The sequence below is a fragment of the Rhizobium sp. YJ-22 genome, assembly GCF_029601685.1.
Lineage (GTDB): Bacteria > Pseudomonadota > Alphaproteobacteria > Rhizobiales > Rhizobiaceae > Metarhizobium.
The window spans coordinates 27,239-43,430 of record NZ_JARRIR010000003.1; the positions used below are offsets into that span (position 1 = coordinate 27,239).

Here is a 16,192-nt window from a genome sequence, read left to right on the forward strand (position 1 = left end):
TGCACGATGCCGCCTGTGAGTATTTTTGGGCAGGCGCAGACCGGGCTTGCAATCTCGGCCGGGATTGGTCCTATCTGGGGCATGGTGCGTTTCGCACCGGCTTCAGAGGGGATTATTCATGACGACCAGGATTCGCGTGGCTTTGGCCGCGCTGAGCTTTTCGGCTGCGGTGACCGCGTCGAGTTCCGTTTTCGCATGGGGATGCGCGGCGGTTTCCGACCAGGGGACATATGGCTACAGCTACTCCTATGCCGACGAGGACTCGGCGCGGGAGCGGGCCTTGAACGAATGCGCCAATCGGACGAGCGAAGACAGCGTCTGCGAGATCACCGAATGCGAGGAAGGCTCCTGATCGGGCGCGGATGATTTTTCGTTACATGAGGTCGTCGGGATGACGGCCGGGGCGGGGCTTGTAGACGGGGAAGCGCCAGGCAAAAAGCAGGGCGCCGCCCCGCACGGCAAAGGCCGCCCCGGCGCCGATCGCCGAGGCTGCCGGCAGCGGCACGCCGGCAACCGTCGCCGCCGTGAAGGCGGCGGCGCCGATGAGCGCGGCAGTGATATAGATTTCCGGCCGCAGCAGCACGGAAGGCTCGTTGGCCAGCAGGTCGCGCAGGATGCCGCCGAAGCTGGCGGTCAGCACGCCGGTGGTGATCGCCACGGTCGGCGAGCCGGTGGCGACGAAGCCCTTGGCCGCGCCCATCACGCAATAGGCGGACATGCCCATGGCATCCAGCCAGAGCAGCAGGCGATAGCGCGATTCGATGCGGTGCGCGCCGACGAAGACGACGAGCGCGGCGGCGACGCAGACGATCAGATAGGTGGGGTTCACCACCCAGAAAACCGGCGTGGCGCCGAGGACGACGTCGCGGAACGTGCCGCCGCCGATGCCGGTCGCCGCCGCCAGGAACAGGAAGCCGATGAGATCGAGCTGCTTGCGCGAAGCCGAAAGCGCCCCGGTGGCGGCAAACACCGCCACGCCGGTGTAATCCAGCAATTCCAGGATCGACACGTTTCCCTCCCTTGCCGGCCATGCAGCGCCCTGCATAGGGCGGATCGCTTGCCGGAGCCTTGCGTGGCGCGCGTCAGCCGCCCGAGCCGGTCGAGGCTTCCGGGGAGAGGAATTCGGGGTATTGCACATAATCCTTGAGCGTCCCCTTCGGCGTGGCGGCGGACAGGCGCAGGCCAGGCCCGCCGGCAGGCGAGGTTTCGGCCTCGGCGATGAAGATCACGCCGGCATTTTCGAGCGCGGCGCGCAGCGTCGCGCCGATCTCCGCCGGCATGTCCTCGCCATCCTCGAAGGCGGCAAGCGTGGCGGGCGCGACGGCGGCCTGCGCGGCGAACTCTTCCCGCTCGAGGCCGAGCATGGCGCGGGCGGCTCTGCATTGGGCTGGGGTCATGGGGCGCGCCTTTCTGTGTCTATACGCGGATACGGATGTCGAAGAAGGATTTCAGCGCATGCTCCTGCTCGATCGGCCCGAAATAGCACAGCGACATGTCGCCGGGATCGAAGGCGACGAGAATGTCATGGGCGCGGCTGAGATCGGCGGTGACATGCGCGCCGAATTCGGGCGTCAGCATGGTCGATTGCGTCATGAAGAACGACAGGGATTCACCCCAGAAGGCGGCCTGACCGCGCGCGCGTTCGATGACCGAGCGGTGCCTGTCTTCCGGCCGCAATCCGGCGATGGTGAGGGGAGCGATGCGAAATGAAACGAAGTAAGTCGAAAACGTCACCGTTCACTCCTTCAGCAGAACGCCTCGCGATCGCTGCCACGAAAGAAGTCACGACAGATCCGGCGTTGCATTGTGAAGTTATGGCGTCGAAGAACTTGCGCAATATGCAAAGCAGACTTGTGTGAAACATTTTTGGTGCGCAAGCGTTCCTTCCCCGGTGTCAAAAATTCGAAGGAGGATACCATGGACTGGAATCGTGTCGAAGGAAACTGGAAACAGGTTAAAGGCAAGATCAAGGAGCAGTGGGGCAAGCTGACTGACGACGATCTTGACCGCATCGACGGCAAGCGCGATCAGCTCGAAGGCAAGATCCAGGAACGCTACGGTCTCGCCAAGGATCGCGCCCGCCAGGATATCGACGACTGGTACGGCCGCCAGGACTGGTAAGGCCTGTCATCGAAAATGCGCCGCCTGCCCGGAGGGGTGGGCGGTTTTTCTTTGCCTGCACGCGGCGGACATGTCCCGGAACGATGCAAGCCCCGCACGCTTTTCCCGTCATTGTAACCATTACCTAACCACCGCACGCACTTCCAGCGTGCGTCCGGAAACGCTTGCTCGCTTTCGCGATTTTCCAAATACCCGGCACGTCGCCGGAAACAGGAGGAAGTCATGAAAAACATCAAGCTTGGATTGTTCCCGGTGTTGATCGCCGCCAGCCTCGTTCCGTTTTCTCTTGCGCAGGCGCGTGACGGGGTCGGCGTCGGTGTGTCGCTCGGCGGCGACCGGGGCGTGAATGCCGGGGTCGGCGTATCGCTGGGCGGACGTGATGGCGTCAATGCCGGGGTCGGCGCGTCGGTTGGCGGCGGGCGGGGCGTGAATGCCGATGTCGGCGCCAGTGTCGGCGGCAGCCAGGGCGTCAACGCGGGTGTCGGTGCCAATGTCGGTGGCAGCCAGGGCGTGAATGCGGGCGTCGGCGCCAGTGTTGGCGGCAGCCAGGGCGTCAATGCCGGTGTCGGCGCGTCGATCGGCAATGGTGTCAATGCCAATGTCGGCGCTTCGGTCGGCGGCAATGGCGGCACGGGCCTTGGTCTCGGCCTCGGCCTTGGCGGCACCGGCCGCACAGGCGGCGGCACCGGTGGCGGTACACCCGGCGGCGGCTCCACCGGTCCGGGGGGCAATTCCGGCACCGGTGGCGATACGCCGACCGCGACCGGCCCCGGCGATGACGGCGGCAAGGTATCACCGCGCACACCGCCCACCCGCAGCTTCAACCGCCTGTCGGCGAGCGACCAGCGCAAGCTGAAGGTGCGCTGCCGCGACATCGCCAGCTCCGGCAATTACGACGCGCAACTGGTGATGCTCTGCAAGATGCTGCAGGCCAGCCGATAAACCATGCCCGGCCGCATCCGGAAACGGGTGCGGCCTAAAGCAGGATCTTGCGCAGCTCGGCTTGCGTAGATTGCAGCGCCGGAAGGTAGCGCGCCACCAAGTCGCCGACACTGGCCTCGGCGGCGGCGAGGCCGAGATTGAGGGCGGCGATCGCGCGGCCGCGGGAGGTGAACAGCGGCACCGCGATGGAGCGCAGGCCGATTTCCACCTCCTGGTCGTTGATCGCATAGCCCTTCGTCCGGACATCGGCGAGGATCGTCATCAGGGCGTCGAGATCGGTCACGGTGTTTTCGGTGCGGGGTGCGCGATCGGCCTTTTCCAACTGCCGGCGGGCATCCTCGGGAGCGAGCGCCGCTAGCAGGATGCGGCCCATAGAAGTACAGAAAGCCGGCAGGCGAGAGCCAGGCATCAGGTTGATCGACATCACTCGCCGTTGAGCGGCGCGCGCGACATAGACGATCTCGCTTTCGTCGAGGATCGACACCGACGTGCTCTGGCCGACCTCTTCCGACAATGTATCGAGCCAGGGCTGGACCAGGCGCGGCAGCGGCATGGCCGCCAGGCAGCCGGTGCCGAGACGCAGCACCCGCGGCGTCACCGTGAAATACTTGCCGTCGTAATCGGCATAGCCCAGCTCGGCCAGCGTCAGCAGGCAGCGGCGCGCGGTGGCGCGGTCGAGGCCGGTGATGGCGGCCGCGTCGGCGATGCTGAGGCGTGGATGCTCGGCCGTGAACGCCTCGATCACCTTCAAACCCTTGGCAAGGCCGCCCATCAGGTCGCGCTGTTGCGTCATGTCTCTGTCTCCAGATCATCTTCGCGTTGAAAAATCGGTGCGTTCGGCTTCAAGGCAGGATCTTTCGTGCGATAATCGAACAAAGTGACGATATCGCACAATTCGATTGCGGTCCAGTCGAGCCTTGGCTTAGATCCGCGCCCAAGGGGCTTTCGAAGGAGGTTCGGATGGACAAGAGACTGGAGAGCGCACACGCAGCGGTCGCCGAGATCGGCGATGGCGCCACGGTCATGATCGGCGGGTTCGGCGGCGCGGGTGCGCCGATCGAACTGATCCACGCGCTGATCGACAAGGGATCGCGCGAACTGACGGTGATCAACAACAATGCCGGCAACGGCCATATCGGCATCGCCGCGATGATCGATGCCGGGCGCGTCGCCAAGATGATCTGCTCCTTCCCGCGTTCGTCCGATCCGCGCGCCTTCACCGAGGCCTATCTCGCCGGCAAGATCGCGCTGGAACTGGTGCCGCAGGGAACGCTGGCCGAGCGCATTCGCGCCGGCGGCGCCGGCATTCCCGCCTTCTACACGCCGACCGCCTATGGCACGGAGCTGGCAGAGGGCAAGCCGGTCGCCGAATTCGATGGCCGCATGTATGTGCAGGAGCGCTGGCTGAAGGCCGATTTCGCGCTGATCAAGGCGCAGCTCGGCGATATCAACGGCAACCTCACCTACAACAAGGCGGCGCGCAATTTCAATCCGCTGATGTGCATGGCGGCGGCGCGCACGGTGGCGCAGGTTACCCGCATCGTTCCCCTGGGGGGCATCGATCCCGAGCATGTGGTGACGCCCGGCATCTTCGTCGACGGTGTCGTCGAAATTCCCGATCCGCAACAGGAAGAAGCCCTCATCCGCGCCGGAGTGACCTATCCATGAGCATCGATACCCGCGAGGACATCAAGCTTTCCAACGCCCAGATCGCCTGGCGCGCCGCGCAGGACATCCATGACGGCGCCTATGTCAATCTTGGCATCGGCTTTCCGGAAATGGTGGCGCGCTACCAGCCGGCCGGGCGGCAGGCGATCTTCCACACCGAGAACGGCATCCTCGATTTCGGCGAGGCGCCGAAGCCCGGCGAAGAGGATTGGGATCTGATCAACGCCGGCAAGAAGGCGGTGACGCTGAAGCCGGGTTCGGCCTTCTTCCACCATGCCGACAGTTTCGCCATGGTGCGCGGCGGTCATCTCGACATGGCGATCCTCGGCGCCTATCAGGTGGCCGAGAACGGCGACATCGCCAACTGGCGCGTCGGCTCCAAGGGCGTGCCGGCGGTGGGTGGGGCGATGGATCTCGTGCACGGCGCCAAACAGGTGGTGGTCATCACCGAACATGTCACCAAGAACGGCGAACCGAAGCTGGTGGAGCGCTGCAGCTTCCCGCTGACCGGGGCCAATTGCATCACCCGCGTCTATACCAGCCATGCTGTCATCGATATCGTCGAGCGCCGCTTTGTGCTGCGCGAAAAACTGGCCGCCATGACGCTGGACGAATTACAGGACATGACCGGCGCCCGCCTGCATCTCGACGGCCCTGTCGCCGATCTCGTGGTGCCGGCGCTGACGGCGTAGCCGTCGCCAGCGGGCTCGATCCCATGCCGGCCTTTCTATCGAATGCCGGAAAGCAATGCCACGAGTTCGCCCTGGCGGTGGGTTCCTGTCTTGGCGAAGATCGCCTTCAAGTGTGAGCGCGCCGTATCCTTTGAGATGGCGAGGAGCTTGGCCGCATCGTCAAGCGACCGCCCGCTGGCAAGAAGCGAGGCGACATGCGCCTCCGCCTGCGTCAGGTCGAAGGTCTGCATCAGGATCGTCCGATCGGCGATGGCTGGCGGCGCGATCTCCCTGATGCTGACAAGGATGGACGCACCGAAGAAAGAACACCGCACGACCGGATGCAGCTTTGAAAAGCGCAACAGGAGCGAATGCTTGTTGATGCGCGGCACGATGACGAAGCCGCCGTCATGCACCATGTCCACACAGGTCTGCAAAGCCGATGCGAACTGCGCGGCGGCGCGTTTGTCCTCGATGACGATTCGCCGGTTGCGGATGTCGAAGTCGCGGTCGAGCAGCTTTTCGGCATTCATATTCCAGTCGAGGATCCTGCCGTCGTCCGTCATGCAGACTGCGGCATGCGACAGGCTTTCGAGCGCGGAAAGGGTCGCGCTGATCGTCTCCTTCTGCATTCCGTCGAGCAGCCTGCCGAGATGGCTTAAGGTCGGCTGCAGGCCTTCGAAAGTCGCCTTGTCGTCGGTTGTGAATTTCTTCCCGCCGGTGCCGCGCTGCACGGCGAGGCAATAGAAGTTTTCGCCGCTATGAAAATCGGCGCCCATCCACCAGGTGAAGCCGGCCTGCGGCAGGAGTTCATTGAAGAAGGGAGAGGTTCTGATATCGTCCGGTGTCACCACGTCGTCGTCTATCAGCACCTGGCCTTGGCGCAAGCGGGACAGCCCTCTTCGCCGCGGGTCGAGCGCCTCCCAGCCATCCTTGAAATAGGCTTCGAACGGCTCCGCCAGATCCCTGTTGACCAGCCATCCCAATTTTGGATTGGGAGACAGAATGCAAGCGCCGATCCCATCCATGGCTGCTCCCAGTTGCCCGAGAGCATCGCTCCATCGCGACGGTTCGATCGCAGCCTCGCACAAAGCCGAGGCAGCCAGCGCGAGCGGTTGTGTCTTCATCCTAAGGGCCCCCATCCCGTGCAAATCATAACGCAGGATGAAGGCCTTCACAACGCTTGCGGGTCAGCCGAACAGGGGCTTCCCGGACGGTTTGGGCGTTCCCGAACGTTCTAGCTCGCCGGGCGAAAGGGCCTTGCGAGCGAGGCGGGGAAATGCAGCGCCAGGATCTGCCGGTTGCGGGAGATGACGACCAGCACGACGATGGTGGCGATATAGGGCAGAGCGGAGAGCAGTTCCGAGGGAACGGCGAGGCCGAGCGCCTGCCCCTGCAATTGCAGGATGGTCATGCCGCCGAACAGCCAGGCGCCGAGCAGCACGCGCAGCGGTCGCCAGGTGGCGAAGACCACCAGCGCCAGCGCGATCCAGCCCTTGCCCGCCGTCATGTTTTCCACCCAGAGCGGCGTATAGGCGACCGAGAGATAGGCCCCTGCAAGTCCCGCCATCAGCCCGCCGAACATCACCGAGAGATAACGGATGCGGATCACCGGATAGCCGATGGCATGCGCCGTCTCAGGCGATTCGCCCGTGGTGCGCAGGATGAGGCCCGCTTTGGTTCGATAGAGGAACCAGGTGATGAGGCCGAACAGCAGCAGCGCCAGATAGACCATGGGGTCGAAGCGAAAGAACATCGGCCCGACGACGGGGATGTCGGACAGGCCTGGAATTCGAATACGCTTCAGGGCATCGATGGGGGCGGAGCCGAAGCCGCGACCGAGAAAGGCCGAGACGCCGGAGCCGAAGATGGCAAGCGCCAGCCCGGCCGCATATTGATTGGTGAGGAAGGTCAGCGCCAGCACGCCGAACAGCAGCGAGGCGACGACCCCGGCCAGCGCCCCACAGAGGATGGCGACCGGCATCGGCAGGCCGGCGATGACCGCCCAGAAGGCGAAGGCCGCGCCCATCAGCATCATGCCTTCGATGCCGAGATTGAGGACGCCGGATTTTTCGACCACGAGTTCGCCAAGCGCTGCATAGATCAGCGGCGTGGCGGCAATGATCGTGCCGGTGAAGATGGCGATGAACAGATCCATTACGCGTGCTCCGGAATGCGGCGAAGCCGGTAGAAGATGAAGAAATCGGCAGCCAGCAGCAGGAAAAGCAGGATGCCCTGGAAGATACGGGTCAGCGAGGCGGAAAGGCCGAGGGTCATCTGCACGCTTTCGCCGCCGAGAAACAGCAGCGACATCAGGAGGCCGCCGAGCACGATGCCGAAGGCATTCAGCCGGCCGATGAAGGCGACGATGATCGCGGCAAAACCATAGCCCGGCGAAATCTGCGGCGACAATTGCCCGAGCGGCCCGGACAGTTCCGCCATGCCGGCGATGCCGGCAGCGGCCCCGCCGGCGAGCAGCCCGATCCACACGGCGGAGGACTCGGCAAAGCCGGCGTAACGCGCCGCCAAGGGGGCCGCGCCGCTGACCGACATCTTGTAGCCGAGGAAGCTGCGATCGGTGAACAGCCACATGGCGAAGACGGCGACGACGGTGATGAAGACGGAGCCGTTGAGACGATAGGCATAATCGAAAGGCTCGAACATCGCCGTCGCCGGCAAGAGCGCCGTCTGCGGATAGTTGAAGCCAGCCGGATCGCGCCAGGGGCCATGCACCAGCCAGGAGAGGAACAGTGTCGCGATATAGGTCAGCATCAGCGTGACCAGGATCTCGTTGGTGCTCATGCGGGTGCGCAGGAAGGCGGGGATCGCCGCCCAGGCCATGCCCGCGAGCGCGCCGGCCAGCATCATCAACGGCAGCAGCAGCCGGCTTTCGGGATCGGGATAGAACAGGCCGACGCCGCAGGCGGCGATGGCGCCGATGACGAGCTGCCCCTCCGCACCGATATTCCAGACATTGGCGCGGAAACCGACCGCTAGCCCGCAGGCGATCAGGATCAGCGGTGAGGCCTTCAAAAGCAGTTCCGACAGGCCGTTGATCGAATTCAGCGGCGCGAGGAAGAAGGCGGAGAGCGTCGCTAAGGGATCGTAACCCAGGACGGCGAACAGGATCGAACCGACGATCAGCGTCAGCGCCGTCGCAATGATCGGGGCGGCGACGCGCATGGTCGCCGAAGGCTGTGGCCTCTGCTCAATTCTGAAGCGCAATGGCGTCTCTCCCCATGCTGATTTCGCCGCGTTCGCTGCGCTCGGTGCGCGTCATCATCAAACCCACCTCCTCGCGGCTGGTGCGGCTGCGGGCGAGCGATTGCGACACCTGCCCCTGGCAGATGACGTAGAGCCGGTCGCAGATTTCGAACAATTCATCGAGTTCTTCCGAGATGACCAGAACGGCAGCACCAGCGCGGGAAAGATCGATGATCGTCTGGCGGATGAAGGCCGCCGCGCCGACATCGACGCCCCAGGTCGGCTGCGCAACGAGGAAGAGTTTCGGGGCCAGCTCGATCTCGCGGCCGACGATGAATTTCTGCAGGTTGCCGCCAGACAGGCTCTGGGCGGTGGATTGCGGCCCGTTGGCCTTGACCTTGAAACGCTCGATGATGCCTTTTGCGAAATTGCTGGCGCGGCTGCGGTCGACGAGGCCGTGGCGGGTGAGGCCGGCGCGATGGGCGGTCAACACAGCGTTTTCCCAGAGCGCATGGGTCGGCACCGCGCCGCGCCCCAGCCGCTCCTCGGGCACGAAGGCGAGGCCGAGCTTGCGGCGCTCGCTGGCGTTCAGATGGCCGACCGGCTTGCCGTCGATGCGGATCGTTTCGCTCCGGCGCAATGTGCGCTCGCCGCTGAGCAGGGCGATCAGCTCCGCCTGCCCATTGCCGGAGACGCCGGCCAACCCAACGATCTCGCCGCCATGGACGGAAAGCGAGATGTCCTTCAAATCGACGCCATAGGTATCGGCAGGCGAGGCGGAGAGGGCGGCGACCGAAAGCACCGGTTTTTCGCCGGGGGTCGCCGGGCTCATATGCATTTCCGGCAGTTCGGTCCCGACCATGAGACGGGCAAGTTCGTGCGCGCTGGTTTCCTTGGGCCGCGCGGTCCCGGTGACGCGGCCGTTGCGCAGCACGGTGGCGCTGTCGCAGAGCGCCTGCACCTCGTCCAGCTTATGACTGATATAGAGGATGGAACAGCCTTCGGCGGCGAGCTGGCGTAGCGTGCCGAACAGCTTTTGCACCGCCTGCGGCGTCAGCACCGAAGTCGGCTCGTCGAGGATCAGCAGTTTGGGGGTCTGCAGGAGACAGCGGACGATTTCGACGCGCTGGCGCTCGCCGACCGAGAGATCATGGACGCGCCGCTGCGGATCGATCGGCATGCCGTAGCGGTTGGAAAGTTCCGAGATCTGCCGTGACAGTCCGGCGAGATCGAAGCTGCCGGCGACCGACAAAGCGATGTTTTCCACCACCGTCACCGACTCGAACAGGGCGAAATGCTGGTAGACCATCTCGATGCCGAGTGCGCGGGAGACGGCCGGTGTATGCGCCGGGATCGGCTTGCCGTCGCAAAGGATCTCGCCGGCATCGGCCTGCACCGCGCCGTAGATGATCTTCATCAGCGTCGATTTGCCGGCGCCGTTTTCGCCGAGCACGGCATGGATTTCCCCCGGCATGATCGACAGCGAGATATCGTCATTGGCGACGATGCCCGGATAGCGTTTGGTGATGGAGCGCAGTTCGAGGCGCGGTGTCATGGCCGGTCCTGAGGGTGCGGGGTGGAGCAGGGAAGGGCGACCGTCGGAGGGTGCCGACGGTTGCCTGTCATGCGAATGGCGCAATCACATATGGAACAAGGCGTTGCCACAATGCCCCTTCTCCCCTCGGGGGAGAAGGTCGCGGCAGCGGAATGAGGGAGATGCCGAAGGCAAGAACCACAAGGATTCCATGCGCTTCGCGCCCCCCTTATCCGACCCTTCGGGCCACCTCCTCCCCCGAGGGGAGAAGGGACTTTCGGAGCCGGCGTGCCTCATAAGCGATTGCCCGGGTCAATGCGGGCCGGTCAGCCGAGCTTGCCGATCATGCCCTTGACGAACCAGTTCATGCCGCGAATGTCGGCATCGGCCAGAACCGCGCCGCTGGCGACCTTGACGTTGCCGTCCTGGTCCTTCAACTCGCCGGCGTAAGGATGAACCTTGCCGGAGCCGATATCGGCCTCGAGCTGCTTGAGCTTGGCGACCACATCGGCCGGGATCTGCTCGTTATAGGGCGCCATCTTCACGACGCCGCCGGCCAGGCCGTCCCAGCGCGCTTCCGGCTTCCAGTTGCCGTCGACGACACCCTTGGCGGCGCGCAGATAGTCGCTCGACCAGTCGAGGGTGAAGGCGGTGAGGTGCTTGCCGGAGCCGAATTTCGACATGTCGCTGGCATAGCCGATCGACCAGGCGCCGCCTTCGCCGGCCACTTGCACACCGGTGGCCGTATCGGTCATCGAACAGATGACGTCGCAGCCCTGCGACAGCAGCGTGTTGGCGGCTTCCTTTTCCTTGCCCGGATCGAACCAGGAATTCAGGAACAGCGCATTGCAGGTGATATCGGGATTGACGCTCTGGGCGCCAAGCAGCAGGGCATTGGCCGGGCCGACGATATCGGGGATCGGGAAGCCGCCGATGAAGCCGATCTTGGCCGATTTGCTCATATGCGCGCCGGCAGCACCCGCGACATAACAGCCCTCGTAATACTTGGCCTCGAAGGTGCCGAGATTGGCGGTATGGACGATGCCCGAGCAATGCTCGAAGGCGACCTTGGGGAAGCGCGGCGCGACCTTCTGCAGCGGCGTGCCATGCGAGAAGGAGGTGCCGAAGATCAACTGGTTGCCGGAGGCGGCGAGCTCGCGGAATACGCGCTCGGCATCCTGCGGCATGAAGATGTTGTCGAGGACGGTGATCTCCACCTTGTCGCCGAACTCCTTCTTCACCGCCTCGACGGCAAGGCTGTGCTGCTTGGTCCAGCCGATTTCGGCAATCGGCGAGACATAGACCACGCCGATCTTCAGCGGCCCTTCGGCCCTTGCCGCACCGGCAAGGCCGCCGGTGGCGAGCGTTGCACCGGCAGCACCGGTATATTGCAGGAATTTGCGTCTGTTGAGATTAAGCATGTTCGATAACCCTCTGTTGGTCGATGCGCGCCCAGCTTTTTGCCGGGTCTACTTAGCGGCATGAACGTGGGTATGCACCCCCGTCCTGCCTTTTTCACCCGTCTTGTTTTTGGTCTGTATCTCCGGCGTCTGGCCGGCATTGAGCAAGTAAGGTTCCAGCGCCTCGCGCGGCGTCAGCTCGGGAAAGACCTGCCGGTCCATGATGTAGCCGCGCACCACCTGGCGGTGATGGGCATCGATCATGTCCATGGCCTGTTTCAGCCGGCCCTTTTCCAGAAGCTCGATCAGGCGCGCATGGTCGTCGAGCAGGTTGCAATAGTCGAAATCGGCGGTGATCAGCGCGCGCAGCAGCGTCGTGCGGCGCACGAGCTGGGCATGCATTTCCTGCATCACCTTGTTGCGGCTCAACCGCACGAAGACGGTGTGGAACTCGGCGCCGAGCACATCTGCCAACGCATGGTTGCCGCTGGCGACCGCCTGGCGCTGGCGCTCGACATGCTGGCGCAGCTCCGCCCAGCCGGCGGGGCCGAGGCGGTCCATTAGTTGGGCGGCGACGCCCTGCTCGACCAGCGTCAGCGCGTCATAAATCTCCATCGCATCCTGCATGGAGGGCCTGGCGACGAAGGCGCCGCGATTGCGCTCGATCTGCGCCAGCCCGTCATCGGCCACCCGGATGAGCGCCTGGCGGATGACGATGCGGGAGACGTTGAAGATCTCCGAAAGCTCGCGCTCGCCGAGCTTGCAGCCGGGCACCAGCCGGCGATCGAGGATCGCTCGTGTCAGGATGTCGGCAATGGCCTGGGAGCGGCTGCTCATGACATGGTCTCCCGCACGGGTCACTTGGTCCTTCGCCTTTCGGACGCCGGACATGCCCTTATCGGTAGCCAATCCGTTTTTGCTGTCAATCAAAATTCTTCTTTGGATATGCAAATTTTCATTGATTGATATCCAATCCTGTGTTTCCTGTAGAACAGGACGAGAGCTAGGTTCATGGGGAAGTGCTAGCCGAACGAAGGTGCGATGATCATGTCGGCCCTTTGCAGCGATCGTGTTCTTCTTGACGACTGGCATGTGGTGGCGGATCTCGCCAACCTGAGCCCGCAGGCGCCGTTTCGCACGCGCCTGCTCGGCGTCGACCTGACTATCCGATGTCGGCAAGGCGATATCAAGCAGGTGGTGCGCAACGATAACGGGCAAAATGTCCGCGCCACCGAGCGTTACGGCTTTCTCTGGGCCTGCCTTGGCAGCCCGGCGCGCGACATCGTCGCTGTGCCGGAGGCGCTGGAGGACGACCGCCATTTCGTGACCGGCGGCTCGATCGCGGTGCGCGTTTCGGGCCTGCGGGCAGTCGAAAACTTTCTCGACATGGGCCATTTCCCCTTCGTGCATACCGGCTGGCTCGGCGACGAGCCGCATACGGAAGTCGCGCCCTACAAGGTGGAGCTGACGCCGGATGACGAGTTGGTCGCCAGCGAATGCAAGTTCTACCAGCCGATTGCCTCGCCGACCGCCAAGGAAGGCTTCATCGTCGAATATATCTACAAGGTGATCCGGCCCTATACGGTTGCGCTCTACAAGAGCAATCCCGTGCAGAAGGACAGGCTCGACGTCATCACGCTGTTCGTGCAGCCGGTGGACGAGGACAATTGCATCGCCCATCCCTTTCTCTGCTATCTCAAGGACGGTATCGACGCTGCGACGGTGCGCGCCTTCATGCAGCTCATCTTCGCGCAGGACAAGCCGATCCTCGAAAACCAGGTGCCGAAGCGTCTGCCGCTCGATCCCCGCGCCGAGACCCCGATCCGCGCCGATGCCGTCGCCGTGCTCTACCGGCGCTGGCTGCGCGACAAATCGGTGACCTACGGCGCGATCCCCGCGCGTTCGTGAGGCACCGGGAAGACCTTAAGGAGACCTAAAAGCCATGACTTCGACCAAATGCACTGACAAGGTGATCCTCGACCTGTGGCATCCGCTGGCGGCGCTGTCGGAAGTGCCGGCCGGCACGGTTTTCGACACCGTGCTGCTGGAGGAGCGCCTGAGCTATGCGACCGATGGCGCGGGCGACGCCGCCGTCTGGCGCGACCGCCGCGACCTGCCCGAGGGCAGCCCGGTGGAGATTGCGACGCTTACCGATACGCTGCCGGTCAAGCTTGCCTATGGCTATATCTGGACGACGCTCAGCGACGCGCCGGCCGATCTCTTCCCCATTCCCGAATTTGCCGAAAACGATCGGCGCAAGCTGAATGCGGCGACGCTCGGCGTCAACATTTCCGCCCCGCGCGCCATCGAGAACTTTCTCGACATGGGGCATTTTCCGTATGTCCATACCGATATCCTCGGCGCCGAGCCGCATACGGAGGTCAAGGAATACGATGTCGAGATCTCGGTCGAGCGCGACGAGATTCTCGCCACCCGCTGCCGCTTCTTTCAACCGATGGCGTCGACAGCCTCGACCGGCGGCGCCGATGTCGATTACATCTACCGCGTACCGCATCCCTATTGCTCGGTGCTCTACAAATCCAGCCCGCTCGACGAGTCGCGGCTGGATGTCATCGCCGTCTTCCTGCAGCCGGTCGATCAGGAGCATATCCGCGCCCATATGATGCTCTGCGTCCTCGACGACACCAATGAGGACAAGGTCATCAAGCGCTTCCAGCAGACCATCTTCGGGCAGGACAAGCCGATCCTCGAAAACCAGTTCCCGAAACGCCTGCCGCTCGATCCGCGCGCCGAAACCCCGATCCGCGCCGACAAGTCGGCCATCGCCTATCGCCGCTGGCTCAGCCAGAAGGGCATCACCTACGGCGTCATCCCCGCCGCGACGTGATCGCCGCGCCCCCGTTCCAGTTCGGAGAGACCCATGCTCGATACCGCCAAGACCAGATGGCATCCCATTGCCGCGCTGCACGACCTGCCGCTGCGCCACGTCTTCCATGCGCAATTGCTCGGCCGCGAGTTCGCCGTCTGGCGGGCCGATGACGGCTTCGTCAACATCTGGGAAAACCGCTGCCTGCATCGCGGCGTGCGCCTGTCGATCGGCATCAATGACGGGCGCGAGCTGAAATGCCAGTATCACGGCTGGCGCTATTCGAACCGCACCGCCGGCTGCACCTATATCCCCGCCCATCCGGCCGATGCGCCTGCCCGCACCATCACCAACCGCACCTTCCCTGCCGTCACCCGCTACGGCCTCGTCTGGACGGCGGAGGAGCCGGAAGGCGAAGTGCCCGATATCGCCGGCCTGCCGGGCGAAGGCCTGCTCACCTTGCGCGGCCTGCCGGTCAACGCCCCCGCCGACCGTGTGGTCGCGGCGCTGAGAGACTATCGTTTCCAGCCAAGCGGACAACTTGACGGTGCGGATGCCACGGTCGAGGTCGATGGCCAAAGCGCCTTCTCTCTCTGTCTGCGCGCCCGCGCGGGCGAGGCGGAAACACTGGCCGTCTTCTTCGTGCAGCCGGTGGATTCCAACCGCTCGGTGATCCGCGGCGTGCTCGATGGCGCGCCCGACAGCGCGCGCCTTGCCGTGCTGCGCCATCACAATGCGCGGCTGTCGAAACTGCGCGAGCGCATCGAGCGCGAGGCGCTCGCTGTGCCCACCCCCGCGCCGCTGGTGCCGGAGATCGAACGCGTCTCGCCGGAACTGGCGGAAATGCCGGAGGAAACCGTCCATGGCCGCAAGGCGACGATCCGGGTGAGCGTCGCGCGCAAATGGGACGCGGCGGACGGCATTGCCGGTTTCGAGCTGCGGCCGTTGCGCGGGTTGTTGCCGACCTTCCAGCCCGGCGCCCATATCGACGTGCATCTGCCGAACGGCCTGATCCGCCAGTATTCGATCACCAACGGTCCCGGCGAAAGCGACCATTATGTCATCGGCGTCAAGCGCGAGGCGGCCTCGCAGGGCGGTTCGCTCTGTCTGCACGAGACGGTGCGCGAAGGCGATGTGCTGGCGATTTCCGAGCCCCGCAACAATTTCCCGCTGCGCCGCGATGCGGTGAAAACCGTCTTCATCGCCGGCGGCATCGGTATTACGCCGCTGCTTTCCATGGCGCAGGCGCTGGCCAACCAGCAGCTGGCCTTCGACCTGCATTACTTCGCCCAGAATGCCGGCCAGCTCGCCTTCCCGGAAAAGACCGCCGGCCTCGGCGCCGCGCTGAAGCCGCATCTCGGCCTCACCCCGGCCGAAACCGGCGCGCGGCTGGCCGAAATCCTCTCCGATTACCGGCCGGGCACGCATCTCTATCTCTGCGGCCCCGGGCCGATGCTGGAGGCGGCGCGGACCATCGCCGCCGAAAGAGGCTGGCCGGAGACGGCGGTGCATTTCGAATATTTCAAGAACACCAATGTCATCGACGACAGCTCCAGCTTCGAGGTGGCGCTGGCGCGCTCCTGCATGACGCTGACCGTTCCCTCCGGCAAGACCATCCTCGACGTGATGCGCGAGGCCGGCATCGACATGCCGTCCTCCTGCGAGCAGGGTGCCTGCGGCACCTGCATCGCAACCGTGATCGAAGGCGAACCCGACCATCAGGACGTCTATCTCAACGAGGCCGAGCGCCGCGCCGGCACCAAAATCATGACCTGCGTGTCGCGCGCCAAATCGGCCCGCCTCGTGCTCGATCTTTAAGAGGCTG

18 protein-coding genes are annotated in these 16,192 nt (G+C 64.3%); 8 read left to right on the forward strand and 10 right to left on the reverse strand.

Translation table 11 applies throughout. The features are described from left to right. Window positions 1-118: 118 nt before the first annotated feature. Complete coding sequence (locus P7F60_RS08170; RefSeq protein WP_277917233.1) at window positions 119-352, forward strand: DUF4189 domain-containing protein; 234 nt, start codon at window positions 119-121, stop codon at window positions 350-352. 21 nt (window positions 353-373) lie between these two features. Here the strand turns inward: P7F60_RS08170 and P7F60_RS08175 are convergent, their stop codons facing one another. The 3 genes from P7F60_RS08175 to P7F60_RS08185 all read right to left on the reverse strand — a co-directional run bounded on the left by P7F60_RS08175 (window position 374) and on the right by P7F60_RS08185 (window position 1,734). Beyond that, a complete protein-coding gene (locus P7F60_RS08175) occupies window positions 374-1,009 on the reverse strand; it encodes a trimeric intracellular cation channel family protein (RefSeq protein WP_277917234.1) in 636 nt (211 codons plus the stop codon). A gap of 73 nt (window positions 1,010-1,082) precedes the next feature. Continuing rightward, window positions 1,083-1,397, reverse strand: a complete 315-nt coding sequence (locus tag P7F60_RS08180) for an XRE family transcriptional regulator (RefSeq protein ID WP_277917235.1) — start codon at window positions 1,395-1,397, stop codon at window positions 1,083-1,085. A gap of 19 nt (window positions 1,398-1,416) precedes the next feature. Beyond that, a complete protein-coding gene (locus tag P7F60_RS08185; protein WP_277917236.1) occupies window positions 1,417-1,734 on the reverse strand; it encodes a hypothetical protein in 318 nt (105 codons plus the stop codon). A gap of 183 nt (window positions 1,735-1,917) precedes the next feature. Between P7F60_RS08185 and P7F60_RS08190 the strand changes: the two genes are divergently transcribed. Together P7F60_RS08190 and P7F60_RS08195 are read left to right on the forward strand one after the other, a co-directional pair. Then, window positions 1,918-2,121 carry a CsbD family protein gene (locus P7F60_RS08190; protein WP_277917237.1) on the forward strand — a complete coding sequence of 68 codons (204 nt, stop codon included), beginning with the start codon at window positions 1,918-1,920 and terminating at the stop codon, window positions 2,119-2,121. A 222-nt stretch (window positions 2,122-2,343) separates the two neighbouring features. Continuing rightward, window positions 2,344-3,063 carry a hypothetical protein gene (locus tag P7F60_RS08195; protein WP_277917238.1) on the forward strand — a complete coding sequence of 240 codons (720 nt, stop codon included), beginning with the start codon at window positions 2,344-2,346 and terminating at the stop codon, window positions 3,061-3,063. Window positions 3,064-3,097: 34 nt separating this feature from the next. Here the strand turns inward: P7F60_RS08195 and P7F60_RS08200 are convergent, their stop codons facing one another. Next, entirely contained in the window at window positions 3,098-3,856 is a 759-nt protein-coding gene (locus P7F60_RS08200; RefSeq protein ID WP_277917239.1) for an IclR family transcriptional regulator C-terminal domain-containing protein, read from the reverse strand. Window positions 3,857-4,023: 167 nt separating this feature from the next. Between P7F60_RS08200 and P7F60_RS08205 the strand changes: the two genes are divergently transcribed. Both P7F60_RS08205 and P7F60_RS08210 read left to right on the forward strand, forming a co-directional pair. Then, a complete protein-coding gene (locus P7F60_RS08205; RefSeq protein ID WP_277917240.1) occupies window positions 4,024-4,731 on the forward strand; it encodes a 3-oxoacid CoA-transferase subunit A in 708 nt (235 codons plus the stop codon). Continuing rightward, on the forward strand, window positions 4,728-5,423 hold the full coding sequence (locus tag P7F60_RS08210) for a CoA transferase subunit B (protein WP_277917241.1): 696 nt from the start codon (window positions 4,728-4,730) through the stop codon (window positions 5,421-5,423). Before P7F60_RS08205 ends, P7F60_RS08210 begins: the two co-directional genes overlap by 4 nt. A gap of 35 nt (window positions 5,424-5,458) precedes the next feature. On the opposite strand, the gene P7F60_RS08215 is transcribed toward P7F60_RS08210, so the two are convergent. The 6 genes from P7F60_RS08215 to P7F60_RS08240 all read right to left on the reverse strand — a co-directional run bounded on the left by P7F60_RS08215 (window position 5,459) and on the right by P7F60_RS08240 (window position 12,377). Beyond that, entirely contained in the window at window positions 5,459-6,529 is a 1,071-nt protein-coding gene (locus P7F60_RS08215) for a helix-turn-helix transcriptional regulator (RefSeq protein WP_277917242.1), read from the reverse strand. 110 nt (window positions 6,530-6,639) lie between these two features. Then, a complete protein-coding gene (locus P7F60_RS08220) occupies window positions 6,640-7,560 on the reverse strand; it encodes an ABC transporter permease (protein WP_277917243.1) in 921 nt (306 codons plus the stop codon). After that, window positions 7,560-8,627 carry an ABC transporter permease gene (locus P7F60_RS08225; RefSeq protein ID WP_277917244.1) on the reverse strand — a complete coding sequence of 356 codons (1,068 nt, stop codon included), beginning with the start codon at window positions 8,625-8,627 and terminating at the stop codon, window positions 7,560-7,562. Before P7F60_RS08225 ends, P7F60_RS08220 begins: the two co-directional genes overlap by 1 nt. Further along, window positions 8,611-10,161 (reverse strand): ABC transporter ATP-binding protein, encoded by a 1,551-nt coding sequence (locus P7F60_RS08230; protein WP_277917245.1) that lies wholly within the window; start codon window positions 10,159-10,161, stop codon window positions 8,611-8,613. Before P7F60_RS08230 ends, P7F60_RS08225 begins: the two co-directional genes overlap by 17 nt. 305 nt (window positions 10,162-10,466) lie before the next feature. Further along, the gene (locus tag P7F60_RS08235) at window positions 10,467-11,561 is read right to left on the reverse strand and encodes a BMP family ABC transporter substrate-binding protein (protein WP_277917246.1); all 1,095 of its coding nucleotides are present in this window, start codon (window positions 11,559-11,561) and stop codon (window positions 10,467-10,469) included. 48 nt (window positions 11,562-11,609) lie between these two features. Further along, a complete protein-coding gene (locus P7F60_RS08240) occupies window positions 11,610-12,377 on the reverse strand; it encodes a GntR family transcriptional regulator (RefSeq protein WP_277917247.1) in 768 nt (255 codons plus the stop codon). A 204-nt stretch (window positions 12,378-12,581) separates the two neighbouring features. On the opposite strand from P7F60_RS08240, the gene P7F60_RS08245 reads away from it, so the two are divergent. From P7F60_RS08245 to P7F60_RS08255, 3 genes are read left to right on the forward strand one after another with little or no spacing between them, the layout of a single operon-like run. After that, window positions 12,582-13,448, forward strand: coding sequence for an aromatic ring-hydroxylating dioxygenase subunit alpha (locus tag P7F60_RS08245; RefSeq protein ID WP_277917248.1), 867 nt, complete (start codon window positions 12,582-12,584; stop codon window positions 13,446-13,448). Between the two features lie 34 nt (window positions 13,449-13,482). Beyond that, window positions 13,483-14,388 carry an aromatic ring-hydroxylating dioxygenase subunit alpha gene (locus P7F60_RS08250; RefSeq protein ID WP_277917249.1) on the forward strand — a complete coding sequence of 302 codons (906 nt, stop codon included), beginning with the start codon at window positions 13,483-13,485 and terminating at the stop codon, window positions 14,386-14,388. 33 nt (window positions 14,389-14,421) lie between these two features. After that, on the forward strand, window positions 14,422-16,185 hold the full coding sequence (locus P7F60_RS08255; RefSeq protein ID WP_277917250.1) for a Rieske 2Fe-2S domain-containing protein: 1,764 nt from the start codon (window positions 14,422-14,424) through the stop codon (window positions 16,183-16,185). Window positions 16,186-16,192 lie beyond the last annotated feature (7 nt).